Genomic DNA, 24991 nt, shown 5'->3' on the forward strand with positions numbered 1-24991 from the left:
AAGCTCAGCCTCGTGCCGTATTCCAGAAATATGGAATTACAGACCTCCAAATCAAAGCGGGAAATCGAAAAGTCTCTCTGTACGAACTGGTGGAGTCAACCGAAAAGGAGGCGCGTGTCCCCGTTGCACGCGCAGTATATCGTCGTATCCAACTTGCATATTATGACGAGGACACCGAAGCTGAGCCGCAAACGATACCTCTCGTAAACGTTGTACTTAATGCAAACGCAGTAACGAACGCAAACATCATTCTGAACGCAAACGGAATGGCAAACGCAAACGCGAATGCTCAAAACAACGCCAACCTTAAGTACGACGTCAACACAATGGGCTATGGATCAGCTATTTTTATGAACAAACCTGATGTTGTTGAACTATCGGAATCGTACAAACAAACTTCTGTTTTCAGGAAATTTGATCAAGAGGGCTTGAGTGCAGCGAGGCAAGCAGCCGTGCTTAAAACAGCAATCAAGAATTCCAGCTCCAATACCATCAACCCCGAAGGGGCTTCCAATGGGGTCGCCCGCGGGTCTTATCGCTCCGTCGAATTCGAAGTTACTTACTCCGAGAACGAAGGCACCTTGGTAATCACCGACGCCCGTTTGCTCGCGGCATGATTTCCGAAAGCTCGCAGCACGTGCTGTTCCGCAGACCTCGAATGCTGACATTTATAACAACATATAAATGTGGCGCTGTGTGTGATCATTGTCTGATGAGCTGCACTCCGAACAACAGTGACAGGCTTACTCTTCCCCAAATGCGGCAATTCATCGATAGCTTCGCCGAAGTATGCGTCGGAAGTGGTGTTGTTGTGTTTACGGGCGGAGAATGCACCCTTCTTGGCGATGACCTTCTCGAGGCCATCGCATATGCGAATTCTTTAGGACTCTTTACTCGAATTGTAACGAATGCGTGGTGGGCAAAAAGCGAAAGAGACGCAGAAACGTTCCTCAACGAATTGAAGTCATGTGGCCTTGACGAAATCAATATCAGCTGCGACGACTTTCATGCGGAATATATACCCCTCGAGAATGTGCGCAACCTTTGGAACTCAGCAAAAACAATGGGCTTTCAAACTCTCGGCATTGCGGTCTGCAGAGATAACAACAGTACAATCAGCCCGGCATACCTGTGCAAGTACCTTAATGAAGACATTCCACTCCTGCATCAGTTCGACGATAATACCCAGCCTCCCCGCGCGCCAGCCCGCTTCATCACGGATTCAGGCATCACGCGAATTGGGCGCGCACGAAATCTCAGTCTCAACCAAAATGCGCGACCGCAGGCACGTCTCTTAGCGTCACACTGTTCCGACTGCGGCCAAGACTTCGTTATTTCCCCAAACTGCCATCTTGCACCCTGCTGCGGAATAAATGCAGAGGGAACTTGGCTTTTCGATCTTGGCAAAATCAATCTGACGGATGACATTAATGAACTGCAGCTGCTCCTACTTAATTACATACAATACATAGGACCAGGAGGACTGCTGAAGCACTTGCGCACGAGCGGAGGCCTTTCTTCATTTGGGCGCTCAAGCTACCTCTCTCAATGCGAGATTTGCGAAGACATCGCCCTCTCGAAAGAGGCACAGACCTGTCTTGCAAAGCTAGCTCCTAAACTGGCAGCCGACTTGATTGTCGAGACTAAATTCGAGACTACCTTTATCGGGAATGGGTCTGATATACATGATTGAAGTGCTACCCTCTTTTAATTCGCTCTCGAGTAATCCACTCCGTAGATTGGACACTCTTGGAGTAACAGATTTTTTAGACACACTTGACATATCTATAGATCCTTTTGAATGCGCGCATCGCATCTGGGATCAACTTGACAGGGAGCATCAAGAGCTCGTCTCCTTCCTGATGCTAGGTGGAGAGATTGATCTCGATTCAGAAGTGGCAAAAAGAAGTCTGCTGAAAGGCACTGTTGAAACCATAGCCTCACTCGGGCTGCTAAGCGAGCACAATGGCAATGCCTCCCTTTCCGGTTTATCTCTAATCCGATATCATGGCATCTGGCTTTTTGCCGATGCGCCATCACCCTCGCCTTTACTATATTTTGGCTCTGATTCAATTGGGCTCGCTCGTCGGCTAAGCCCATCCCCCGGAAAGAATGCCTTAGACCTCTGCTCTGGACCAGGCATCCAGGCACTCATACTGGCAAAATCTGGAATGCACGTCACGGCGATAGATATCAATCCAATCGCCTCAGAAATCTGCCAACTAAACGCACTGGTCAATGGTATTAGCGAAGATTTAACTATTCTAACCGGAAGTCTCTACAACGCACTAAACAATATCGAAAGCTCTTGCAGCTATGAACTCATTACGGTGAATCCTCCTTTGCTCCCAATCCCAGAAGACGTACCATACCCCTTCGTTGGCGATGGCGGCCCAGATGGCCTCAACATCACAAGCAAGGTTATTCGAGGTGCAGGAGATAAACTCACTGATAGCGGATATCTCTCTGCAATTGGAATGATTGGCCTTGGAACCAACAATCAATCAGCATTTGAACGAATACAGAACGATTTGTTGCAAGCTGGCCTCAATGGTGTCTTGACAATAATCTCGAGCTTTAACCTCGGACCCCAATCTGGCTGGATCGACGGTATCGCATGCACATCTGTTGCACATGCTCCAGGAAAATATTCCAGCAAAGAGGAGGCTGTAAAAGAGATATCGCGCGCATACAAAAAAATCCACTACGACCGCGTCTGTACCTATCACTTGAAGGCGTGGAGGGAGAGACAGCCCTTTCAAAATCCCATCCTAACGATTCAAGACTGCTCCGCAGATGGCAACCCACTTGGCCCCTGGATCCTCTAAAGCATCCGTCATACGAAAGCAGGTCAATAGGCTGCGCGCCACTCTCTGATGACGCGCAGCCTATCTCATTTCCCCCGCGCTTTACCGAGCCCGACTCACACCTCATAGTTGGCACCGGTTTTCAAAATGCAAGATTCCGCATACAAAATCACTTCTTCTGTCTAGGTGGCAGACCTACGATTTTTGTAGTATAAAGTTCTTCTCAATGCCTTCAATCTATTTCGAGATTGAGAAGAACTTGCATCGGGTTTCATAGAAGCGATATAGATGATACGTTTTGTCCTATCTATATTCCGACATACATCAGGATGCCTCGTCTTTATCGTCATTTCAATAGTTTTGAATCGATTTGAAATCCGAAATGAAAAACGAGGCGAAAAAACGAAACGCCCGAGCGAGTCGCTTTGACTTTTGCGCAGGCGCGATTCGAATCAAACGAAGAACCAGACGATGAGATTTTGCGTTTCGCGGTTTAGATCCCAGAAAACAAATCTAAAAACTGCGGCGTCGATTTCACTTCGCCCGCAGCATCACGGCGCAAGAACATCCAAGGGAACAACTTGGACGCCGCGGTCGGTAACATAGGCTTGTGAGCCAAATCCAATAATCGCTACTTTAGAAACCGGCGGGGTGTTTCCAGCAGCAACCATACGTTCCTCGACAGCAACAAGATTGTCAGACGCCTCTTCTATTTGAGCAGAGCTGAGTTTAACTTCGACCGGGATCCAGATCCCACCAGGAGCCGCAATGACTGCATCGACCTCTAGATCACGAGAATCGTGATAGTGATAGAGACTCATTCCGTTTGCTCGTGCATAAACCCACAAATCATGGAGTGCCAGCGATTCAAAAAGTAGTCCAAGCGTCTTGAAATCTAGCAGCAAGGTCTCCGGAGTCGCCCCAAGTGCAGCGGCCGCAAGTGACGGGTCAGCAAGATGATGCTTCTTTGATTCTCTTAAGTGCACAGGAGATCTCATTGCTGGATTCCATGCGGGAATATCGCGAACGAAGCTGACCCGAGCGAGAAGAGATATATACGATGCCGCCGTTTGTCTCGATACCTCTCCACCAAGATCAGCTACGAGCGTCTTGAGTGTCGCCAAAGTGGATTCATTGCGCGCAAGCGATTCGATAACAGCTTTGACCTTTTCGGGATCGCGTCGAGAGCCATCAACACGAGACAAATCTTCTTCGGCAACTATGCCGATATAACGTTTTGCCATCGCCGACGCAGCCAGCACATCGCGCCCGACCGCCGCGGGCCATCCGCCGCGAACAACGCACTCGGCAATCGAGGCAGAATCCAACGACCCGAAAGCGCCATTGAACTTTTCGCCAGAAATAATGCTCGACAGCTTAACCGCACCGCTAGATTTCCCAAGTTCGAAAAGCGTCATGGTGTCCATGCGCAATTTAGCGAACCTTCCAGCACCGCTGTGCATCGGCCGTTCATTGTCTCGCGGCGTCGCCGACCCCGTAAATATGAACTGGCCAGGCTCGCCGCCGCGGTTGTCGCACTCAAACCGCGCCGCGTCCCAAAGTTTCGGGACCTCCTGCCATTCGTCGATCAGCCGCGGCACCTCGCCTGAAACGGCAAGCGCCGGGTCCGTCTCGGCACGCAAGCGATTCTCGAAGTTGCGCGACGGGTCCATGAGAAGGAGCCTGGACGCCGCACGGGTCCCGGCTGTGGTTGTCTTTCCACACCATTTCGGTCCTTCGATGAGAACGGCACCGAATATCCCTAGCATCTGGTCGAGCTCATTTTCGATAATTCGAGTGTAGTACTTTTTTGGCATATTTTTCACCATTGATTACCAGCGCGTTTAACTAAATTTACCGTTTTCATTTAACCAGATTTTGCTTTTTTGATTAACCAGATTTACGCATTTCAGTTAACGAAACAGATTAAACATGCACGAGGTGAAAATCATCTACTCAACACCGCGCATGAGCTCCGAAATGGTGATTTGAAATCCGTCGGCAATCTTCTTGAGATTTGAGAGGCTGACATTACGCCGCCCGACTTCAATGCTCGCGTAGTAGGAACGATCCATTTCAATCAAATTGGCGAACTGCTCCTGGCTGCACCCGAGTCCAGCGCGGAGCTCTTTGCATCTCATGCCGAATGATTTCTGAAGCGTCTTCGTATCCATGACAAAAAGAGTCATGGATTGTTGTATAAAAGCCAACGGACTATATACAACAATCCCAGTTAAGGCGCATAATTATCTCTATTGGAAAGCACTCTGATGCCCAGTCGGATAGGGCGCGGAAAAGGAATGGAACAGCACAATGACTCAGGGAAAGCATTTCGCTGTCGGTGGCGATCACTTCGCCGCACTGCCAAACAAAAAGATTCACACTCCGAAGGGGATCGCGCGTCTGACCGTCACCGCGGCGACCATGGCCGCCATGACCGGATCGAGCCTCATCTCACCGCTCACGGCATTCGCCCAGACCGGTGACGGGGGCACGCAGCACCCCGCCGTGATGTCGCCGATCGCCGCCCACGCCGGCGCGGCATCCGGTACCGGCGCGAAATCCGCCGCACAGACCATCGCGGACCTGCAGAAGGCGGTCGACGAGGCGAAGGCGAAGGAGGACGCCGCCAAGGCAGCCTACGATGAGGCCGCCGGTCCCTACAACGAGGCGGCTTCCGCCCGCGACCAGGCCAAGGCATCCTACGATTCTGCAGTCAACGCCGGCACGGCAGCCGACCGAGCGGCAATGGACGAGTACGCCCGTCAGGTCGCAGAGGGCAAGGACGCCGCCGATGCCGCCGGCAAGGACCTCGAGCAGGCGAAGGCGGGTCTCGCAGACGCTAAGGCGGATGCGTCCGAGAAGGACGAAGCGTACCAGTCCGCCCTCAAGGCGGCCCAGGATGCCAAGGATGCCCTCGATAAAGCCAAGGCAGATGCCGTAGGCGCCACCCCGGAGGCAATCAGTGCCGCCGAGCAGGCCGTGCGCGACGCCCAGGCTGCCGTGGACAGGGCACAGGCCAATCTCGCCAACGCCAACGCGACGCTTGCCGATGCCCAGTCCAAGCTGGTTGCGGCCCAGTCTGCAAAGGATTCCGCCGATGCCGTCCTCTCTGCAGCCCAGCAAAACAAGGACGCGGCGGATGCGAAGGCCGCAGCCGCCAGCGCCGCCTACGAGAAGGCGAAAGCAGACCTCGCCGCAGCGGAGGAAGGCGCCAGCGGTCCGGAGTACGATGCGGCAAAACAGAAGGTCGCGGACGCGGAGGCAACCCTCGCTGCCGCACGAGAGGCACAGTCCCAGTGCGAGTCCGCGCTCGAGCAGGCGCAGTCCGCCGCGGCAACGGCACAGACCGAGCTGAATGATGCCCAGGCGTCCCTCTCCGCGAAGCAGCAGGCCGCGACCGATGCCGAATCCGGCGTGAACATCGCCCAATCCGCCCTCGATGCCGCGAACGCCGACCTCGATGCGGCCAAGCAGGCGAACGTCGACGCCATCGCCAAGCTGGATGCAGCGAAGCAGGCTGTCAAGGACGCCGAGTCCGCCAAGGCAGCCGCCGACGTAGAGCTCGCGAACGCCAAGACCGCAAAGGATACCGCTGACGCGGCCGTGACCGCCGCCCAGCAGAAGGTCGACGAGGCACAGGCGAAACTCGACTCCGCCGACGCACAACTCAAGCAGGGAGCCATCGGCTTCTTCAAGGCCATGGGTGCCGATTCAGCCATCGAGATCATCCAGAACTGTACACACAAGGACTACACCGAGGTCGGAAACAGCCTCGATGCGACCAGTCTCGACAACATGCTCGCGGCAATCCCGTACATGAAGTCCATCAACGAGTATCGCAAGTCCGTCGGTCTCTCCGAACTCCAGGTCACCTATAAGCTCATTGCAGCGGCGATAGCCAACGCAAACTATTCCGATGTCAAGTTTGGACATTCCATGCAGTTCGATACGACCGAAAACCTCGCATGGAATTATGGAACCGATCCGAAACCGCAGTGGGTTGACCAAGAAAAGGCTTTCTTCGATCAGGCGGTTCAGGAGCTCTATGGCGTCACCGGTCTAACCGGTAAGGATGCCGTAGATTTCTACAAGACGCATAGCGGGATTGAATCCTATGTCAACCAGCACTTCAAGGTTGCCGGATATCCCGCAACCGTCGGTCACTACCTGCATGTCATCAGCCCCGAAATCGGCTATATGGGCATGGCAGTCTGCAGCAAGGGAACCTTGAACGGCTGGCAGACCGACAGCCTCGATACCGCAAACCTTGGTTGGGCAGGTTCAGGCTGGAACATGAATCCCATGTCCGTCGACGAGTACGAGCAGAAGCTGACCTCCTATATCAACGGCCTCAAGAACGCCAAGAGCGCACTCGACGTAGCCAAGGCCGATCTCGCATCCAAGAAGCAGGCAGCCGCCGGCGCCGCCACAACCGTCCAGCAGAAGCAGGTCGCGGTGGATTCCGCACAGGCAGGTGTCGATGCCGCAAAGCAGGGTGTTGCCGATGCCCAGCGTGCCGTCGATGCCACCAAGGCTGATGTCGCCGCCAAGCAGCAGGGCGTCACGGATGCCCAGACCGAGCTTGATGCGGCGAAATCGGACCTCGATGCCGCCAACGCGGCAGTCGATACGGCAAAGTCGACCGTCCAGCAGAAGCAGGTCGCCTTTGATGCTGCCAACGCAGCCGTAATGACCGCACAGTCTAAGTTGGATTCCGCCAAGGCGGACACCGCTGCTAAGCAGCAGGGCGTGGACGATGCGAACGCCGACCTCGCGAAGTTCTTCCAGGACGTCGCCGACGCCAAGAAGGCGGTCGATACCGCAAAGAGCGTCCATGACGCGGCGGCAGCCGACCAGGCCGAGAAGGCGGCAGTCCTCGCAGCCGCCAAGCAAAAGGCGAACGGCACCGCACGCGCCCTCGCGGATGCCCAGCGTGCCGTCGATGCCGCAAAGGCCGACACCGGCGTTGCCGCCGACAGGCTCACCGGCTCCCAGACCGATCTTGTGGGCGCACAGTCGAACCTCGACATCCTCACCGGTCTTGCCGCGAAGCTCGCAGAGACACAGCAGCGCGAGCAGGATGCAGTAAAGGCTGTCAATGACACCAAGGCCGCGCTCGATGCCGCGAAGGCGGATGCCATCGCCGCCGAGTCCCTGGTCTCCGCCGCCGAGCAGGCAAAGGCGCAGGCAGACGCCAAGCTGTCGAAGCTGAACTCCATCGATGCCGGCGCGGCGATCGCTTCCGGCCATGATGTGAACGCGGATGACGCCCTCAACGCGCTTTTCGCCGCAGCAGTCGAGGCACGTGCCAAGGTCGCTCCTGCCAAGGCCATCCTGGACGAGAAGCAGGCCGCGGTGGACGGGCTCCAGTCCGGCTATGATGCGGCACTCGCCGCCTACGAGCAGGCGAAGTCCGACCGCATCGCAGCGGAGCAGAAGCTTTCCGATGAGATCGCACGACAGGAGGCAAAGGAGGCGGCAAAGCAGCAGGCGGCATACACCCCGAAGCACCTCGCCGGCACGGATACCGCCCAGCCCGGCAACCTCGCCCAGACCGGTGACCGCGCGGGGCTCATCGGCGAGACGTTCGTCATCGGCGGTACCGTCCTCGTGGCAGCCGGCGTCTTCCTCGATCAAAAGAAGCGCCGCGAGCAGATGTAGTGCAAATCGCATAACGACTCGGAAAGGGGAATCTCGCAAAAGGGATTCCCCTTTTTCGTCTCGCCAGCCACGGTTCGTTGAGGCAGCTTCAGCTTAAGGGCCACAGATTAAACCGATCTACAACTGTGACCATATGACTGTGCGCACATGTTAGCATGGTCATATGGTCACATATTTATAGCTGCGGTTATGCCGCGGCAACTCAACCGTTAGCGCTTATTAAACAGCCAACCAAATCCTGGTTTGCCCAGTTGGCGCATCTGCCCCACCTGAATCTCCGTCTCCACGCCATCCTTGCCGAAGACGGTGCTCATATTCTTAGCGGTCGGGACGACCGTCTTCGCCTCACCCGTCGTTAGGTCGAAGCGCTGGCAGCCGACCTGGTTCTCAAGATGGATCTGGCCATCGGATCCAAAGACATTCTGGTACATGTCTGCCTCCTCGCAAGAAACTGTCGATCCCAAGATAACAGGCGGGCGAATCCGGAGCAGCAGACGCTCGATAATACATGACCATGTTAATGTAGCCATATGCTCACGTATTACAAGCTGGGACCTTATGTATTAGAGCTCGAACCGCGCCGCCGCGTCACCGTGAACACCGACGGCGAGAACATCGACTACTTCAAGGCGGAGGCCGCCCGCACGGACGTCCCCTATCAGGTCATCATCAACATGTACCTGATGGAGTTCCGCATGCAGAAGAGGCACCTCGCGGTCGCGTAATACAAATAGGTAAGATCCCACGCGTGTCACGCCTCGGCGCAATCGGAGCGCCGTCTGCGGCGCGGGGCGGAATACGACCGGGCGACCCGGGCAATCTGGCCCCGGATCTCCCGGTCGTATTCCTACGATATCGCCCCTAGATCACCAATGTGTCAGATAAAGAATGAGGCAATGGCTATGATCACGCCTGCGGCAGATGCAGCGACTGCGCCTTTTTTCCTCTCCTTTAGTCCGACGAATAGGGTTGCCGTAAAGTAAAGGGCGGAAATGCAGTCTATGGCAAGCAAAACGAGTTCCTTGGGCGGTTTCAGCAAAAGGTCGCTAGCAAAGAGTAATGCAAGCAGGGCAAAGCCGATTGTGACCAAGTATCTTGATTGATTTTGCGACAGCATGGCAACTGCCTTTCAGAACATGCAAGTGAAAAGTCGGTACGATGTCATTGCGGTTACAAACAAGCCGCCGCCAGGACCGGTTGTCACGAGACCGGCGATAACGCATTTTCTCGGTTTCCAGCTCATGACAGACCCCTCTCTCATGGTGCAACGCATACATTATGAGATATGCGCATTATCTCGCTAATCAATTTCAATATCCATCATCCAACTAAAGAATACTGACTCACTGGTTCAGCGACGATGCGTTTTTACCCTCGCGTTCCCACTCGCCGCGTCGGCGGTCGGAAGGGTCTCCGTCTCGCAATCAGCGACCTTGTAACCGTATCCGTCGAGCCAGGCGGCAAGCGCATCCCAATCGACGCGCTTCCAGTCGCCGCCCGGCGCGTGCTGCATCACGAGGCCTCCGGCGACCATGAGCGCGTGGATATGCCCTCCTTGCAGGCCAGCGATGATCCCGCCGGTGCATACGATGCCAGGTCGCTGTGCCGGCACTGCGCAAACGTATTGTCCTTTGTGCCCCTTTTGGCAACTTTAGCCCGGCTGTAGGTTAAACCAACCCATAGCCGTAACCGCGTTGATGTAGTACTATGCTAATTACTTAGTATGTTCACATATTTTTAACTGCGATTTAGAATTACTTAATGTAGTCACTTGTTATTATGCTAATATATGACTACGTTATTTCAGAAAGGGGAGGACATGGCGACGAACATCCTGCTAGTCAATCAGAAGGGCGGCGTCGGCAAGACGACTTTCGCGGACGAGATCGCCTGGGGTCTCGAGCGGCGCGGCCACAAGGTCGGCTTCGGCAACCTGGACCCGCAGGGCGGCGCGAACCACGAGAAGGGGCTGCTCGACGACGAGGACGCCGTGAACGTCATCGACACACCTGGTTTCCTGAGCGATGAGACAGCTGTGTACGCGAAAAACGCCGACATCGCGATCATCCCGGTCCAGCCTGGCACCCTAGGGTTGAAGCCGATGAAACGAACGATCAAGGTCATCACCGAAGCCAATCCCGACCTGTCGTTCGCCATCATCGTCAACAACTTCGCCGGCAACCAGACGGTCGACCGCCAGTTCCTCGAACTACTCGAAGCCGATGACTTGCCCGTACTGGGCACCGTTCCGACCGCGGCGGCCTTCAAGCAGGGCGCGGCGCTGGGAAAGCCTGTGTATGAAATCGCCAAGAACGGCAAGGCCGCCCAGGCAATTGAAAACATCCTGAACGAACTGGAAGAGGTGCTGTAAATGGCAAAGTTCAAAAAGGCGACCTCATACTTCGACGTCGCAGCGGAAAAGGCCGAGGAGAGGCAGCAGAAAATCGTTGAGAGCGCATCTGAGACCCAGAAACCGGCTTATCAGGTACGGAAAGCCGGGCGCCCCAAAAAGGGCGCTGAAGGGGCATCTGAGAGGCTTGTTCAGCTGTCCGTGTACGTTCCGGAGAGTTACCGAAAACGTCTGAAGCAAGTGGCGCTCGAGGAGGACAAGTCCGTATCGGATATCGCTCGGGAGCTTTTCGATCGCTATCTGGCCGAAAAGGAAATCTAATCGGAATCACGGGCACCGTCAGGTGCCCGTTTTCTTTTGTATGGGCCTCTGAGAGCCGATTTAAGACCCGTTTTATCTATCAGTGAGAAAACGGTCGAACCTCACCGATAGGACGTCTTATTTTCGATTCTGTAGCTCCCTGCCGGTAAGTTGACCAAATGTCGGCAACCGGAAAACGGATTCGGCCATTGCTGAATTGCAGGTGTTTACAGCTAGGTGGGTTAGTCCGCCCGGGGAGCAAAGCGACGCCGGCGCTGAGAGTTGGCAAGGACGTAGCGATTTCAGTCAGGTCGATTGCTCTCCTTTCCGGTGAAAAGCGAGCGTCCGATTTGCCTATAACGTTTCGCTGGTCGCTAAGACCAATAGGGCCGTACCGGATTTATTTCCGGGAAAGTACGTTGGGGTGGATCAGTTTTCGATTAAACGGTGATTGACATGGACGTGAATAAAAATCTCAAATCAAAGAAAAAGTTCTCTTCCCCTTTCTTTCTCTTAAAACCTCTTTAGATATTATTGGTGCCCTTTTTGGAAACTTTTGGTTGTCAAAAAGGGCACAGTTTTCGGGTTTTTGTGCCCCTTTCGGAAACTTTTTGTGCCCCTTTTGGAAACTGCCATTGTCAAAAAGGGCACAGGAAATTGCCGAAAGGGGCACAGGAAATTGCCGAAAGGGGCATAGAAGGTAATGCGAAAAAGAGCCTGAAATAGGGAGAAATTGCCGAAAGGGGCACAGGAAATTGCCGAAAGGGGCACAAAAATAGAGCAGAGATTTCTTAAATTCGATAAAAATTGCCGAAAAGGGCACAGGAAATTGCCGAAAGGGGCACAGGGGGAGGCAAATAAAAAGGGACGGGCAATCTGTCACCCGTCCCGATTAGAGGTTCTTGGTGCCACGTTCCATGCACGCCTGCGGGTTCACATCGTACGCAGCCGGAACGCGCGGCGAGACGACCGTCTTTACGACAAGACTCAGGCCAACGAGCTTTTCGAGGGAGGCGCGAAGTTTGCTCTTACTGACAGCGAGCTGGTCGGCGGCGTTCTGCGTCGACACCCGGAAAGGCTTGGGCTCCTTGGCCGAAAAGAACGAGAAAATGTAGCCGAAAAGCACCTTGTCGAGCGCGGAGAGTTTGCTGTCGCGAACTGTCCAAAATGGGATCCGGCAGAACGTCCCGTGCGAAGTCCATTCGTGAAGGGCCCCGGCGTTGACGAACTCAACGCCGCACAACTCCGCCCACCTGGCCTCGTCGACCCTGTAGGTGACCTCCTCGCCATGCCCCTCTTTCTCAATGAGGGCGAAGCTCTTGAGCTTTTGGAGCCTCTTGCTGAGTGCCGAGGGGGAGATGCCGAGGACTTCGGCAATTGTCTTTGCGTTGGACCGGCAGCCCTTCAATGGGTCCCTGCGCTGGAACCCGTGGATATATGCCAGAACGAGCAGTTCGTTCAGCGACAGCTTCGCCTTCGACTTGCGAAGCAAGATCATCGACAAGGGGAGCGCGATGAAGCGCCCACTGCCGGACGAGCTGTCTTTGAGCCATGATTCCGCGTTTAAAACAGCAGCGCGACTCGAGTTCGAGCTCGGCGTGTCGCCCAGTTTTGACTGGGCAAGAAGGGCGGCGAAGTCCTCTTTCGAAATCATATTTTTGAACGTGCTCCCCCCGCTGGGCGGAGCGCCATTTACGTCCATAAAGTGACCTTTCCAAGGTCACCAACATGTTTTAAGTGGTAGAATATTACCAACAAGTTGATGACACTTCGCTTAAAGGACCCAAGCCGCCAAGCTAATGAGGGTCCTTTTTGCGTTATATATGTCCTACTGTTTTTGCTGAAGACGAATCTCCTCCGCATTGAACAGGTTCTGAATCGCAAGCGCAACGAGCCCAGATTTCGTGAGACCGAGTTCACGAGCCATTATGTCCATCTGCTCGGTCAGCTCGGTCGGCAGCGTAATCATGAGCCGCTTTTTGTTAGACGCAACGGGCGTGTTGCTCATACGATGATCCTCCCTTCGGTTGAAAACAGTATATACCACTTCTAACTAAACTGTTACAGTTCTGAATGATTTAGGCATATTAGTGACTAAAACCTTAGCGGCCTAAAAGTGGATTGTCGTTATTTTTGGCTGTTGCTATGGGTCGAGATAACCCATAGCAGACAAAAGTTGCCAAAAGGGGCACAGTAAATTGCCGAAAAGGGCACAGCGAAACGTCCCTGGAATCAGCTGTTACGATAAAAACAGGGGAGGGGTAACTCCGCGGACACGGCCTAGCGCGCTGCCATCCAGTGCCGATTCTGCCATACTCGCAATTCGGCGAGGATGAGGAGTATGAATTGATCGGGGCTTATAGGACAAAATGTGTGTCTGCTTTAGGGGCATCGACCTGCGCAAATGCCCCTAAAGCAGACACACATTTTGTCCTATAAGCCCCAAGGATGACGATTCCAATACGGACGACACCAAAATCGGCATCGACGGCTCCATGGATGATTCGGATTCCAAATAGGCCTTGTTAGTTGAGCTACTTCTTTGTCGGTGTCGTATACGCGACCGCTATACCCGCGGCAATTGCCATGAGGCAGCTCGCGATGAATCCGAACTCATACTTCAAAACGTTTGTTGCGGTCAGGGCGATAATCAACACTGTCAGAATTTGCAGAACTATCGTTATTGCGAAGAGATTTATTCCTTGTTTGGCCGAAGTCGCTGAATGAGTCTGGCTTCGTTGATTCAGGTTGAAGCAGACAACAAAAGCGACCAGTTCGCTTGATAGGGGGCCGACTACATAGAAAAAGATTGCGTCAATGAAGCCCATAGTGTTGTAAGTGTTGTAAGTTGTTTCGCCGGAAAACACAGCGTATAAAGCATATCCAAATCTTGGGTGATTCACGTATGAGTAGGAGAAGACCAAGAGCGTTACCAGTGCTACTGCCATAAGTACATTCAAGACGATTCTTCTACCGCTCATCGGTCACTCCTTTCGAGTGCTGATACAAATATATTAATATAATAACAGTTTTATCCAATAGGATTGGAGGAGTCATGGCAGTAAAATCCGTTATTCGTAAGTTAATGTTATTTTCAGCATCAACTGTCCTTTTATCAGCTTTTTTGGCTGTGACTCCATCTTTTGGTTTGACAGTAAATCACGATGTGTCTATCACCGCGTCTTACGCAGAAGTTTCGTTGTTTGATGAAATCTCTTTAGCAAGGCGTGCCATGCAAGAAGACGTCCTTGATACGTATTATTCGTTCTATTGTTTTAATAACGTTGCGCATAATATTCCCTTAAAGGATCCAACTTATAAGCGACTAACTTTCAAGAATAGCTACAGCCGTATTTATCCGGATACATGTCGAACAAGTTTTGTTTATACTTGCCCCACGTGCAAGGGTGACGGGCTTATGAAAGTATTTCAGTGCAACTACCAAACGCGTTGATTCGATTGTGGGTGGCTTATATGCATAGCATGAAGTTCAAAGCAATTCTAGGTTCTTTCTTCCTTTTTGTTTGTTTGTGTTTTCCGACTGCTGGCTTTGCGGACGGGATTGTCTGCAATATGAGAAACGATGTTCAGCCGGTTGCTTCTCTATCTAATGATCTCTCATATGCTTCTGGCACCGCTGCTCGCCGTGCGAACAGCGAAAGGGTCTTGAATGTATATTGGACTTTTACGGGACTATTGAATGGTCGAGAAGTGAAAGATCGAATTGTATATAGGGATTACAAGTCGCTATCTTTTCCTAATTCCTATAGCACTCTAGCGCCAACTTGGGTTAATACTCGCGCCACCGGTTCTAACGGTGAATATTTTTCTCAGGTTCAAGCTACTGGGGTTGGATCCGTAGAAACATGGCGTTGCAACTATCAAATTAGATAATTTGATATAAACGTCACATCTAAATAACGTGCACTTTCGCTGGAGGGTCGCTGTTTGGCGGCCCTCTTTTTTGCACGGGCGCGGTGGGATGGTAATATCGGGCGGGAGTCAGCCGCTCTGATAGAATCGTCCTTGCTGTCGGCAGCCCTCGTGCCGGGCAGAGCCCTCCATTTGATGGGAGGTGATGCCCATGACCGATTTCACCGAGCTCGTGAAGCTCCTGACCGCTATGGTCTCGCTCCTCACGGCCCTTGTCGGCCTTTCCAAGGCACTCAAGCAGGGTTCGAAGCCCAAAAAGAAAGGCCACCGTCGCTAAGACGATGACCTAACTCTACTAAGCAACGGCTCTGCCCAGCTCACCACAACTTGGGCTGCCGTCGGCATCATTTTACCCTCCTGACGAGGAATTCGTCCATATTTCAAAAATCAAATCCTGTTCGCGCGTGGGCGTAAACTTTTAGTTGGGCAAATCCGGCAGATTGGAGCTTGAAACATGAGGGATATGCACCTCATGTCGCTCATAAAACGTCTCCTGACCTCGAAGGAGAACGTTTTTTAGCGACAGAAGGAGACAATAAATATGATCTGGTTTACCAGCGACACCCACTTCGGGCATGAGAACGTGCTGAAGTTCACCGACCGCCCGTGGGAGACGATTTGGCAGATGAACGACGCCATCGTCGACAACATCAACGGCAAGGTTGCCGTGGACGACGAGCTCTACATCCTAGGGGATTTCTCATTCAAGATGACCGCCCAGGACGCCTACGGGCTGCGCAAGCGGATCGTCTGCAGGCGCATCCACCTCGTCCCGGGAAACCATGACAAGGACTGGACCCAGCCGGCGGTCGCGGGCGCCTTCACCGTGGAGCCGCCGATCTGCGTGCTCAAGATCGACGGGAAGAAGATCGTCCTGAGCCATTACCCCATGGCCGACTGGCAGGGCATGAGCCATGGATCGTGGCACCTCCACGGGCACATCCACAGCAGCGGCGGCGCGTACAACGAGTTCAACCGCAAGCAGGGCCTTCTGCGCTACGACGTCGGTTGCGATGCCAACGGGCACTCCCCGGTGAGCCTTGACGAGCTGAGGGAATGGTTCGCCGGAGTCGACGAGCCGTGCGGCCGGGTGAAATGGCCCTGGTGGGTCAACGAGACCGGCGACAGGCAGGTCGAGCGCGAGCTGGCGGCGTACAAGAGGGAAGAGGCGATCCGATGACGGTCTATGTGACGGGCGACATCCACGGTGGGCTCGACATGCAAAAGCTCCGCGACTGGGAGCTTGGCGACAGTCTTACCAGCGACGACTATCTCATCGTTGCCGGTGACTTTGGCTTTCCGTGGGGCTTTTCTGCCGAGGAATGCGCTGACATCGCTTGGCTCGAGTCGCGCCCCTACACGGTTCTCTTCGTGGATGGCAACCACGAGCGCTTCGACCACTGGGAGGAGCGTCCCATGGAGCCGTGGCACGGCGGGCTGACGCAACGCCTGTCGGATACTTCGTCTATTCGGCGCCTGACGCGCGGCGAGGTCTTTGAGCTCGACGGTTCGACAATCTTCACCATGGGCGGTGCCACGAGCGTGGACAGGGAATACCGCGTGCCGTATTCCAGCTGGTGGCCTCAGGAGCTCCCGGACAAGCGCGATTTCGATACCGCGCGGGCAAGGCTCGACGAGGTCGGCTGGAAGGTCGACTGCGTCATCACCCATACCTGCGCCACGCGCATGATCTCGCCGACGCTCTACCCGGACCCAGGCTGGGAACGCCCTGATGTGGACCGGCTGACCGGATTCCTCGACGAGCTCGAGGACCGCCTGGACTACAAGCGCTGGTATTACGGACATTTTCACCGAGACGGCAATCCGGACGAACGGCACACAGTGCTGTATGACCGGATCGCGAGGCTCGGGGACAAACTCCTGCCGTGGGGCGCGTACTGATGACGGTCTATGTGACAGGCGATGTCCACGGCAGGGCCGAGTATGGGGCCAGCAGATTCGCCTTCAAATCTTGGCCGCCGGGGCGCACGCTGACGCGCGATGACGTGGTGATCGTGGCGGGCGACTTCGGATTTGTCTGGGACGGCTCGAATGCTGAGAGGTATTGGCTCGACTGGTTCGAGTCGAAGCCCTGGACCACGTGTTTCGTAGACGGCAACCATGAGAACCACCACGCCCTGGCAGAACTGCCGGTGCGGGAGTGGAGCGGCGGTCTCGTCCATGAGGTACGACCGCACGTGCTGCACCTCATGCGCGGAGGGGTATTCGACATCGCGGGAACCACGGTCCTTGCCATGGGCGGCGCCGCGAGCAACGACAGGCAGTATCGCAAGGAGGGGAGGAGCTGGTGGCCCGAGGAGATGCCGAGCGAGGAGGAGATGGACCACTGCCGCGCCTCGCTCAACCGCGTAGGCTGGAGGGCCGACTACGTGGTGACGCATGAGGCTCCTGCTGCCCTGGCCAGAGAGCTGTGCCGGGAGCGCGGACGTGAGTACCGTGGGGATCAGCTGCAAACCTTCCTGGGCGAGCTCGATGGGCGGCTCGACTACCGCGCTTGGTTCTTCGGGCACTACCACGGTGACGAGTGGCGTGACGACAGGCACCGTCTGGTCTATCGAGACATCGTGCCGATCGAAAGTGCTGCGCCCGGTTCTCAGTTCTAGAAACCCCCTAGAAATGCTCTAGGGGGTTTCTAGAAAATTAGATGCTATGCATGAGGCCTATTCCAATTCAAAGGTCTGGTCAAGAGAGTTCCATTCAGTCCCATATCCGTCGGTCTTCACTTCGATGGGGGACATGTCATTGAGTTCGAAAGTCGACACACCGTCGCATTCGCCTCCCGGCGCAAGCCCTTGCAAAGAGGCGCTTTCCTGCAAATCGTCGGCAAAACCGGAAGAAAGTATCTGCTTATTCTGATAGGCCGTGATGTAGCAACCGTTGGCGAATGAATCTGCTGATTGATTGTTGATGGCGTGCCAGCGGACAACAGCGACCTTCCCGCTATCGCTAATCGAGGAATCATGCACCTCGACGCCGGTGATTGAGTACTCCATCTTGCCGTAAACCGCGCCCTCTTCCTGCGCGTTGTCAGAATTGGCGACCTGAACTGCCGTCTGGTGATCGTCTGCCTGGCTGCACCCAGGGGTCATAACCAAGGCAACCGCCAAAAGACCGGCGACGCCGAGAGTTCGAGCCAGGCTGATGGCGTTTTTGCTAACACGCCTTTTCATGATTTACTCCAAACCGAATACTTGACTGATCTATTGCTTTTGTTCGTTGATCACGTATGCCGTCAACCCACCAGTTCAAGCACAGCGACAACAATAACGGCAATTACGCCGACCGATACCCACGCGGTATCTTGGTGCGCCAGAACGGCGCCGATAGTGGTCGAGTCGGCTCCAGCGCCGTCAACGACTGTCCAGACAATCGCTACGGCAAGAAGGACGATCAGCCCAACAGCAACGGCTGTACGATGCGACATCTTCGAGGTGGACATCCTACTCGCCCCTCTGGGTCATGACCTCGACCATGGCCACGGCCTCGGCATGGAGTTGGACGACCTGTCTGTCGAGCTCCCGGGCATCAGCGAGATATCTGACGCTCGCGGCGTGGAGCTCGTTGTTCTCGAGTTCGAGGTTCGCGGTATCGAGTTCGAACTTCTCCTCTATAAAGGCAATCCGCTCATTGCAGTCGGCCTCAATCTTTTCATTCCGATCCGTCGCCTCGGCGAGCTTGCGGCTGAATTCATCCACCTGGGCCATGAGCAGTGCGTTCTCGGTCCTGAGGTCGGCAGTCTCGCGCAGCAGCTTCTCCCGCCATGTCGCCTCGATCCGCTCGGCAGCCTCATCGAGGACGGCCTTCACGCCGGATGTCTCGCTGATTTTCTTCTCGCTCGGATTGTCTGCCATGGTGCAGCACTCCAATCAACAAAGGGCATGGCTTCGCCATGCCATACGGCTGGGGACAATGCACGGCCGCTGTTGATTTGTAGTCATCCTGCGATCGGTGAGTTCTAAAAAGGCGTCTCAGGTCATGCGTTCACGCAGGGTTTCAGTTGGAGAAATACCGCACTCTTATATAGTAACGCCGCTGCACTCGAGCTTATTGACAGATCGCGAAACGATGGACGGGCTCATTTCCTGACGCCCACCAATCCGCGTTCACGGAGCACGCGGTACAACGTCGATTTCGAGATGCCCGTGGCGGCGCAGATGTCAGTGATAGGCGTCTCGCAGGCGAGGTAGAGCTTCACGGCCGCATCGACCTTGACGTCTGCGACGCGCGGACGACCGCCGACGTTGCCGCCATGACTTCTCTTGATCGCGATTCCCTCAGCTTGACGCTGCCTGATCAGGTCGCGCTCAAGTTCGGCTGTGCAGGCGTGGGTTCCTAAGACGAAACGGCCGAACGCGGTATCCAGATCAACGGGTTGTTTCAAGGAAGTCAGTTTGACCCCGAGGTTTCGGAACATCAGGTCGTAGTTGAGCAGCTGCCTGGTCGATCTGGATAGACGCTCCCAAGACTCGACGACTACTTCATCGCCACGCTTCATTTTTTTGAACAACTTTTTCTGCTGCGTGCGGTCACCATCACGACCGCCAGTTTCTTTGTCCTTATAGATATGGCCATAGGGTACGCCGGCATTGACCAGCGCTTCGATTTGGCGATCTAATTTCTGTTCCTTTGTACTTACGCGTGCGTAGCCGTATCGCGTCATTTTTTAGCCTCCTGCCTCGTAGTTTGATTTTCCCATGAGGTTTGACAGGATGGTTTTGGCACTAGGTTTTGACACTCGATTTGCACGGTCTCGACCGCTCGATTTGCAAGTGCCGTTCAGCATACGTTTTGAGACGTTGAATATGAACAATAACAGAGGTGTACCAGTTAACCGGGGCAGTCGCAGATTCAGTTAAAATTGATGCCACGGCTGTAAAATGAAGCAGGGCCGAAACGAAGCAGTTCCCGGGCAATTGGCGTCCGGCCAGACACTTCGGTTCGGCCCTTTCTTTCCAGGATCCTATAACAGGTAATTGAATAGCAACGCGCTAGGGCAGGGCGAGGCAAACTAGCGAGGCGTGTCTCCGCGCGAATAGTCACCGCGATCGACAACACGATCGTCCATCTGTCGCGACGCGGCGCTACCACCGTGCGCCTGGCCCGCGGCGCGGACACGGTCGTCGCCGGCATCGGGAACAGCGCCGGCGTAGCGGTTGCGAATCTCCCTTGCGTAACCGCGACGCGCAAGAAGCTCATCGCGAACCGCCGGATCTTCGAGCAGATCTTCATCGCACTTCGGCGCAATGAATTTAGGGAACAAATTGTAGGCGACGCCCTTGCTCGCCTTCGCTTGCTCGACCCACGCCGAATACGCTTTCTTGAGTCGTTGGATGTAAATCTCACAGCGTTTCTCGTACGGTAACGCTCGCTCGGCTTCCAGCACGTTCTTTTCGAACGCCGCTTCAAGTTGTTTGACTGCGAAACGTCCGTCGAGTCGAGTCAGGTTGAAAGTGCACTTCGGATTGCCGGCTTCTTTGATATCGAGATCTGTCGCATAGACTCGATTGTTCTTGATGAAAATGTCTACGCCCCATGAGGCAAGTAGTTTTTTGAACTGCTCCATATTCTTTGGGTGACCTTCATTGATTGCAAGATGGATCAGCTCGCGCAGATTGTTTTTATAACTGTACTCACCGCGACCGATAATCTCCTTTTCTGTGTCGCGCGGCTGGCGATCACGAATCTTCGAATTTTTCTTTCCCTTTTCAAGTTGAGTAAGATTCCAAGCCTCGTCCATTTCACGGACCCACGCAGCGCGTTCGTACTTTCCGCGTCGCCCACCCGTCTCGCAACGTTTGCCGGTTAACAAATCGGTACGGTTAATCGCCATGTGCACTGCGTAGCGTTTTCCCGCCTTATCACTTTCCTCATGCAACGCGACAATCACTTGTTGATGCGGATAGTGCTTCGCAAGCCATTGCTCCGCGTAGGCCATACACGCATCTGGGGTCATCTTGCCTCCGTTGCAGCTGCACTCCTCGGGCAGAAACGCGAGAATTTGATGAAGCATCGTTATGTTCTTCGCGCCGGCACGCGCGGGCCTGTCGTGATGAAACATCTTCCGCGTCATAGCCATCTCGGAAAACCAGTACTTTCCGTTCGCGAGGTTCCAGCCGCCGCGGGCCAAAGCACGCTTTCCGTTAATGTACTTGCGCAGGTGCTTCGCGTAGCGCTCGGACGAAACACCTTTCTGCTTAACGACGGTCATCGAGCTCACCGCCATCGGTGAAATAGCGCTGTTCGAGTTCTCTGATGAAGAGAGTGACTTTACGGGCGTTCTGGTAAACCTTTTCGAGCGTGCGGAAAACAGCTTTCTCGTTGTACGCGGGAAGGCCCTGAGCATGCACAAAATACATCAGCTGATTAAGGTTCGTTCCCTCGCGATACAGCTCGTGATAGATTTTCGCGACCTGGCTCATATCGAAATCGATCTTCTCGATTTTCCCGGCAAGCATCACGCGGCGGGCATACGCACTGACGGTCGTGCCGAGTACATCAGCCTGTTTGCGAATTGCCTCGTGCTCATCATCGGTGACTTTAACGTAAATGACCTTCGAGCGCTTTTCGTCCGAATCACCTGAAACGGGTTGCAGCTTTTTACTGCGGCCACCGTTCTTATTTTTGGAAATGACTAGATCATCGAGCGATTCATTCCGATGAATCAGTGCAGAGCGAATGAATTCGGCTTTCGTCTTGCCCGCCTTTTCTGCCAAAGCGAAAAGCGTTTCGTATTCTTCAGAAGTGAGTGTCGCCTTAACGGTGTGTGGACGCTTGCAACTCATATGCCCCCCAGGAAAGCAGAGCGAATCGGTGAGGCCACCGATTCAAAAACCAATATGAGATTGCTTTCCTTTTTAGGAGCGACTGACGTCGCGCCGATTTTTGAAGTGACGCCGTCACTTCCTTTAGAGAAATGAAGGCGAACTTCATTTCTAACTTTATCGCCGCGTGATGCGATAAACAAGATGTGTTGGCAGATAAAGGGGGCGAGTATGGCCCCATTTATCTAGCCCAACACCAATCTTGCAATCTCCGGAACGGTGATTGGGCGAAACGCAGTGTAGACGTGGAATGAGAGGCCTCATTCCAATCGAGAGGCCTCGCGGCGTCGTAACCGCGTGAAGACCGTGAGCGAAAGCGAAATTTTAACGCGAAGGATGCTGAGCGTTAGAAGTTCGCTGTAGCGAGAGCGAAGCGATATTGCGAATGCGAGGGATGCCGAGTATTTGCAATATCGCGCAGCGGGTTTGCGACGCCCGCGGCGCAAACATTCGACTTTGTCGAATCGTTTTCGTGACGCTTGCGAAAAAGTTGAGGCAGCTTTCGACAATTTCAATGGCGCGTAGAGTCCTTGGGCGAGGCTCGTAGCGCTGTTGGATTTGTCGAAAGGTGACGCGGTTCGCATTACGATTCGAATGGCGATCCGATTTTCATGCGGCGGCAAAGCCGCCTATGATCGCGACCGATGGTCGCTATCGATTTTCAAAACTCCCGTTTTTTTGCCGCACAATTGCGGTGTTCTGCTTCTCCCCGCCGGACACCCCTCCTTTCTTGCTGCCAAGCATCGCTGCCGCCCCGTTCTCCGCAGCGGCAATCATTTTGTCTAACCCCAATATGGCAAGCATCCGATTCAGTTTGTCGGCCTCGAAATCATCAGAAAGCAGCGTAAGATTATCGAGGATCGTCCCCCCCCCCCCAACAATAGGGGGCTCTTGCTCCGTAATGCCAACTCGGCACCGCCGCAATGCGTATCGGTCGATGCGACGCTGTGATGCCCCGTTGTAGAGGACGGCCCCCTCCGTGTTATCTGGATATAGACCCAATATCCCTGACAGCAGCGAGCTCTTCCCCGAGCCATTTCTTCTTGCTTACTGTTTTTCTTATATTGTAACGATTTTCGATAAGAGGAAAGATTACTCCATTACGCGCAAGCCCGAACTCTAAGCGTTTCCCATCAGCATTGCCCATTTTTCGGATCGAAATCCAAATCCAGCTTCCTATCGCATGCTGAAATCAAATCCTGATCATGGCTTACAACAAGAATTAGCTGATCGAAGGGATTTCGATGAATATACTCCGTGAACTCCCGACGGCTTTCTTCATCTAAATCGTTCGTTGGTTCATCGAACACAAGCACTTCCGGCTGCCTGCGAAGTGCTGCGAATATCCTTAGCTTTCGATACTCTCCACCAGAAAGGTCTCTACAATTCTTGCCTTTTAACGATTCGACGGTTCGATAAAAACTCGGCACAAGCTCTCGGAGGTTTTCGCTCGATCCCCGAATCGACGTCCTCTCAAGGTAATTCTCCACCGTTTCGTTCGGAATAAAGAGCTTTTGCGGGCACACCGCAAACAGGTCCCGTCGGATCGTCTCCATATCGAGCTCTTCATATGGCACCGACCCCAAAGCCCGATGTCCCCCAGCAGAATAAAGTCCAAGGAGCACCTTCAGAAACGTGCTTTTTCCGCATCCGTTCGGCCCGGTAATGGCATAGGTTTTTCCTTCCTCCACCTCCACGGAGAGGTCGCGGTACAAGTAGGGCTTTCCCGCGTATCGGTACGCGATGTTGGACAACGATATGCTCTCCACGTGCCCAACCGTGAGGGTGCCGCGGTCCTCGGCGTCCTCCGTCAGAGCCCCCAATCGGTCGAACGAGGCCCTTGCGTCCTGATACGATTTGAAATAATTCAAAAAATACTTGAAGCATCCGAACGCCATCGAGTAATACGAGTTCACCATTGTGAACTCGCCTAAGCTCATTCTTCCGCTCAATATTTCCATCCCGGAGATCACGAGCAGTGCCCCCCGAAACACAGACGAGATCAGGCCGTCGCTTGATGTGGCCAGATTCGAGACCCTACTTGCTTTCATGTAAATCGGGTAGTACCCCTCGAATACCCCTTTGAGCGTCCGAGCGCTCTGGTCATATGCGCCATCGCACTTAATGTCAAACAACTGCGACAGCTCGCCGCTCACGGACGCGAAAAGCTTGCTCAACCCCTCCTTGTTCGCAAGCGAGCTGTTGTACAACGGCTTTTTCAACGCCCTGAATAAAATGAAGTACGCACCAAGCGAACATACGCTTAACACCAGGAACACCGGATTGATCGAAAACAGGATGATGCATATCAACACAACCAGAACGATGTTAAGCCCGATTGTCAGGAAGTTGTTCACGACAAACGATGACACCGCATTCGAATCCGCATATACCCTCTGCGTTGTATAGGATGGATCCGCCTGCTCCCCCTTTTCCAAGGGTCCCCGTTCAAACGACTCACACGTGGCTCCCATCAGCCTCATCGTCATCTCCAAGATGACGCGCGATACGTTCACGCCCATCGCATACGACATGAAGGAAGCAGATATCCCTATGCCCGCAACAAAAGCCGCAAACCACACGACGCGAGATGGGTCCCTATTCGTCACGAGAAAGTCTACAAATCCACCGTTTAAGGCGGGCATGACGCACGAGAGAGCGAAATTAACCAACATGAGAATCACGAAAAGCCGTGACCCTTTACACCGAAACAACTCGTGAACCGTCTTCTTAAACATGTTAGCTCCCATCAAGCGACCTTTTATCCAAAACTGAATTTGTTCGCCGCTTAATCGCTCCCATATATCCCTTGTTGTGAATTCTTGCTCAAGACATTATCGCGGGTTGCGGTGCCCAGGATCCCATTTCGCCTTTATATACATACGAATAGGCCCCTATTTGCATAGGCGTGTCACTTGGCCAAGTCATGATGCCGACAAACCCGGAAATGCTCCAACGGAGCGCCGAACGAGGGTAACAATATAAAGCCGTGCAACACGCGTTGGACGACCAGAACAACCCAAACAAAGGCCTGTCGGTCCCACCTTCAAGCCCAATAGCAAAATGTGCATCAGCGGATTTGCAGCGATACAAGT

The 24991-nt window shown here is 54.0% G+C and carries 26 protein-coding genes and 1 pseudogene; 12 read left to right on the top strand and 15 right to left on the bottom strand.

Going from position 1 to position 24991, the window contains the following annotated elements; all coding sequences use genetic code 11:
• The 3 genes from ACEXKH_RS09025 to ACEXKH_RS09035 all read left to right on the top strand — a co-directional run.
• Positions 1 to 617 (top strand): DUF5969 family protein (locus tag ACEXKH_RS09025; RefSeq protein WP_373573868.1); only part of this gene is annotated, 617 nt, incomplete at its 5' end.
• 41 nt (positions 618 to 658) lie between these two features.
• Entirely contained in the window at positions 659 to 1693 is a 1035-nt protein-coding gene (locus ACEXKH_RS09030) for a radical SAM protein (RefSeq protein ID WP_373573881.1), read from the top strand.
• Positions 1686 to 2828 carry a methyltransferase gene (locus ACEXKH_RS09035; protein WP_373573869.1) on the top strand — a complete coding sequence of 381 codons (1143 nt, stop codon included), beginning with the start codon at positions 1686 to 1688 and terminating at the stop codon, positions 2826 to 2828. Before ACEXKH_RS09030 ends, ACEXKH_RS09035 begins: the two co-directional genes overlap by 8 nt.
• A gap of 530 nt (positions 2829 to 3358) precedes the next feature.
• Here ACEXKH_RS09035 and ACEXKH_RS09040 read toward each other — a convergent pair.
• Positions 3359 to 4624 carry an ATP-binding protein gene (locus tag ACEXKH_RS09040; RefSeq protein WP_373573870.1) on the bottom strand — a complete coding sequence of 422 codons (1266 nt, stop codon included), beginning with the start codon at positions 4622 to 4624 and terminating at the stop codon, positions 3359 to 3361.
• A gap of 135 nt (positions 4625 to 4759) precedes the next feature.
• Positions 4760 to 4981: a helix-turn-helix domain-containing protein gene (locus ACEXKH_RS09045; protein WP_373573871.1), complete on the bottom strand. Its 222-nt coding sequence runs from the start codon at positions 4979 to 4981 to the stop codon at positions 4760 to 4762.
• A 139-nt stretch (positions 4982 to 5120) separates the two neighbouring features.
• Here ACEXKH_RS09045 and ACEXKH_RS09050 point away from each other — a divergent pair, with 139 nt between their 5' ends.
• Complete coding sequence (locus tag ACEXKH_RS09050) at positions 5121 to 8471, top strand: CAP domain-containing protein (RefSeq protein WP_373573872.1); 3351 nt, start codon at positions 5121 to 5123, stop codon at positions 8469 to 8471.
• 209 nt (positions 8472 to 8680) lie between these two features.
• Here the strand turns inward: ACEXKH_RS09050 and ACEXKH_RS09055 are convergent, their stop codons facing one another.
• Positions 8681 to 8902: a hypothetical protein gene (locus ACEXKH_RS09055; RefSeq protein ID WP_196033665.1), complete on the bottom strand. Its 222-nt coding sequence runs from the start codon at positions 8900 to 8902 to the stop codon at positions 8681 to 8683.
• Positions 8903 to 9001: 99 nt separating this feature from the next.
• Here ACEXKH_RS09055 and ACEXKH_RS09060 point away from each other — a divergent pair, with 99 nt between their 5' ends.
• Positions 9002 to 9196: an antitoxin gene (locus ACEXKH_RS09060; RefSeq protein WP_196033668.1), complete on the top strand. Its 195-nt coding sequence runs from the start codon at positions 9002 to 9004 to the stop codon at positions 9194 to 9196.
• A 152-nt stretch (positions 9197 to 9348) separates the two neighbouring features.
• On the opposite strand, the gene ACEXKH_RS09065 is transcribed toward ACEXKH_RS09060, so the two are convergent.
• Positions 9349 to 9588: a hypothetical protein gene (locus ACEXKH_RS09065; RefSeq protein WP_373573873.1), complete on the bottom strand. Its 240-nt coding sequence runs from the start codon at positions 9586 to 9588 to the stop codon at positions 9349 to 9351.
• A gap of 702 nt (positions 9589 to 10290) precedes the next feature.
• On the opposite strand from ACEXKH_RS09065, the gene ACEXKH_RS09070 reads away from it, so the two are divergent.
• Together ACEXKH_RS09070 and ACEXKH_RS09075 are read left to right on the top strand one after the other, a co-directional pair.
• The gene (locus ACEXKH_RS09070) at positions 10291 to 10842 is read left to right on the top strand and encodes a ParA family protein (RefSeq protein ID WP_196033677.1); all 552 of its coding nucleotides are present in this window, start codon (positions 10291 to 10293) and stop codon (positions 10840 to 10842) included.
• On the top strand, positions 10843 to 11142 hold the full coding sequence (locus tag ACEXKH_RS09075) for a ribbon-helix-helix protein, CopG family (protein WP_196033679.1): 300 nt from the start codon (positions 10843 to 10845) through the stop codon (positions 11140 to 11142). It begins immediately after the preceding gene.
• Positions 11143 to 12013: 871 nt separating this feature from the next.
• On the opposite strand, the gene ACEXKH_RS09080 is transcribed toward ACEXKH_RS09075, so the two are convergent.
• The 3 genes from ACEXKH_RS09080 to ACEXKH_RS09090 all read right to left on the bottom strand — a co-directional run bounded on the left by ACEXKH_RS09080 (position 12014) and on the right by ACEXKH_RS09090 (position 14102).
• Positions 12014 to 12775, bottom strand: coding sequence for a MarR family transcriptional regulator (locus tag ACEXKH_RS09080; protein ID WP_196033681.1), 762 nt, complete (start codon positions 12773 to 12775; stop codon positions 12014 to 12016).
• 174 nt (positions 12776 to 12949) lie between these two features.
• Positions 12950 to 13129 carry a ribbon-helix-helix domain-containing protein gene (locus ACEXKH_RS09085; protein WP_196033683.1) on the bottom strand — a complete coding sequence of 60 codons (180 nt, stop codon included), beginning with the start codon at positions 13127 to 13129 and terminating at the stop codon, positions 12950 to 12952.
• Between the two features lie 526 nt (positions 13130 to 13655).
• Positions 13656 to 14102: a hypothetical protein gene (locus tag ACEXKH_RS09090; protein WP_373573874.1), complete on the bottom strand. Its 447-nt coding sequence runs from the start codon at positions 14100 to 14102 to the stop codon at positions 13656 to 13658.
• A 74-nt stretch (positions 14103 to 14176) separates the two neighbouring features.
• On the opposite strand from ACEXKH_RS09090, the gene ACEXKH_RS09095 reads away from it, so the two are divergent.
• The 5 genes from ACEXKH_RS09095 to ACEXKH_RS09115 all read left to right on the top strand — a co-directional run bounded on the left by ACEXKH_RS09095 (position 14177) and on the right by ACEXKH_RS09115 (position 17678).
• A complete protein-coding gene (locus ACEXKH_RS09095) occupies positions 14177 to 14575 on the top strand; it encodes a hypothetical protein (protein WP_195536025.1) in 399 nt (132 codons plus the stop codon).
• 630 nt (positions 14576 to 15205) lie between these two features.
• Entirely contained in the window at positions 15206 to 15331 is a 126-nt protein-coding gene (locus ACEXKH_RS09100) for a hypothetical protein (protein WP_255413117.1), read from the top strand.
• Between the two features lie 264 nt (positions 15332 to 15595).
• Complete coding sequence (locus tag ACEXKH_RS09105; protein ID WP_373573875.1) at positions 15596 to 16234, top strand: hypothetical protein; 639 nt, start codon at positions 15596 to 15598, stop codon at positions 16232 to 16234.
• Positions 16231 to 16956: a metallophosphoesterase gene (locus ACEXKH_RS09110; RefSeq protein WP_373573876.1), complete on the top strand. Its 726-nt coding sequence runs from the start codon at positions 16231 to 16233 to the stop codon at positions 16954 to 16956. The genes ACEXKH_RS09105 and ACEXKH_RS09110 overlap by 4 nt, the downstream gene beginning before the upstream one ends.
• Complete coding sequence (locus tag ACEXKH_RS09115; RefSeq protein WP_320678121.1) at positions 16956 to 17678, top strand: metallophosphoesterase family protein; 723 nt, start codon at positions 16956 to 16958, stop codon at positions 17676 to 17678. Before ACEXKH_RS09110 ends, ACEXKH_RS09115 begins: the two co-directional genes overlap by 1 nt.
• Before the next feature lie 57 nt (positions 17679 to 17735).
• Here ACEXKH_RS09115 and ACEXKH_RS09120 read toward each other — a convergent pair whose 3' ends face one another.
• From ACEXKH_RS09120 to ACEXKH_RS09155, 8 genes and pseudogenes are all read right to left on the bottom strand, one after another.
• Positions 17736 to 18245 carry a DUF5067 domain-containing protein gene (locus tag ACEXKH_RS09120; protein WP_320678122.1) on the bottom strand — a complete coding sequence of 170 codons (510 nt, stop codon included), beginning with the start codon at positions 18243 to 18245 and terminating at the stop codon, positions 17736 to 17738.
• A 62-nt stretch (positions 18246 to 18307) separates the two neighbouring features.
• The gene (locus ACEXKH_RS09125; protein ID WP_230318749.1) at positions 18308 to 18514 is read right to left on the bottom strand and encodes a hypothetical protein; all 207 of its coding nucleotides are present in this window, start codon (positions 18512 to 18514) and stop codon (positions 18308 to 18310) included.
• Between the two features lies 1 nt (position 18515).
• Positions 18516 to 18926 carry a hypothetical protein gene (locus ACEXKH_RS09130; protein WP_373573877.1) on the bottom strand — a complete coding sequence of 137 codons (411 nt, stop codon included), beginning with the start codon at positions 18924 to 18926 and terminating at the stop codon, positions 18516 to 18518.
• A 224-nt stretch (positions 18927 to 19150) separates the two neighbouring features.
• The gene (locus ACEXKH_RS09135; RefSeq protein ID WP_196033708.1) at positions 19151 to 19735 is read right to left on the bottom strand and encodes a recombinase family protein; all 585 of its coding nucleotides are present in this window, start codon (positions 19733 to 19735) and stop codon (positions 19151 to 19153) included.
• A 348-nt stretch (positions 19736 to 20083) separates the two neighbouring features.
• Entirely contained in the window at positions 20084 to 21283 is a 1200-nt protein-coding gene (locus ACEXKH_RS09140) for a relaxase/mobilization nuclease domain-containing protein (protein ID WP_373573878.1), read from the bottom strand.
• A complete protein-coding gene (locus ACEXKH_RS09145; protein WP_373573879.1) occupies positions 21270 to 21857 on the bottom strand; it encodes a plasmid mobilization protein in 588 nt (195 codons plus the stop codon). The genes ACEXKH_RS09140 and ACEXKH_RS09145 overlap by 14 nt, the downstream gene beginning before the upstream one ends.
• Positions 21858 to 22547: 690 nt before the next feature.
• Positions 22548 to 22925, bottom strand: a pseudogene (locus tag ACEXKH_RS09150) (ATP-binding cassette domain-containing protein); the annotation flags it as partial.
• 104 nt (positions 22926 to 23029) lie between these two features.
• Positions 23030 to 24634 carry an ATP-binding cassette domain-containing protein gene (locus ACEXKH_RS09155; RefSeq protein ID WP_373573880.1) on the bottom strand — a complete coding sequence of 535 codons (1605 nt, stop codon included), beginning with the start codon at positions 24632 to 24634 and terminating at the stop codon, positions 23030 to 23032.
• Positions 24635 to 24991 lie beyond the last annotated feature (357 nt).

The sequence above is a fragment of the Collinsella aerofaciens ATCC 25986 genome, assembly GCF_964259375.1.
GTDB lineage: Bacteria > Actinomycetota > Coriobacteriia > Coriobacteriales > Coriobacteriaceae > Collinsella > Collinsella aerofaciens_BO.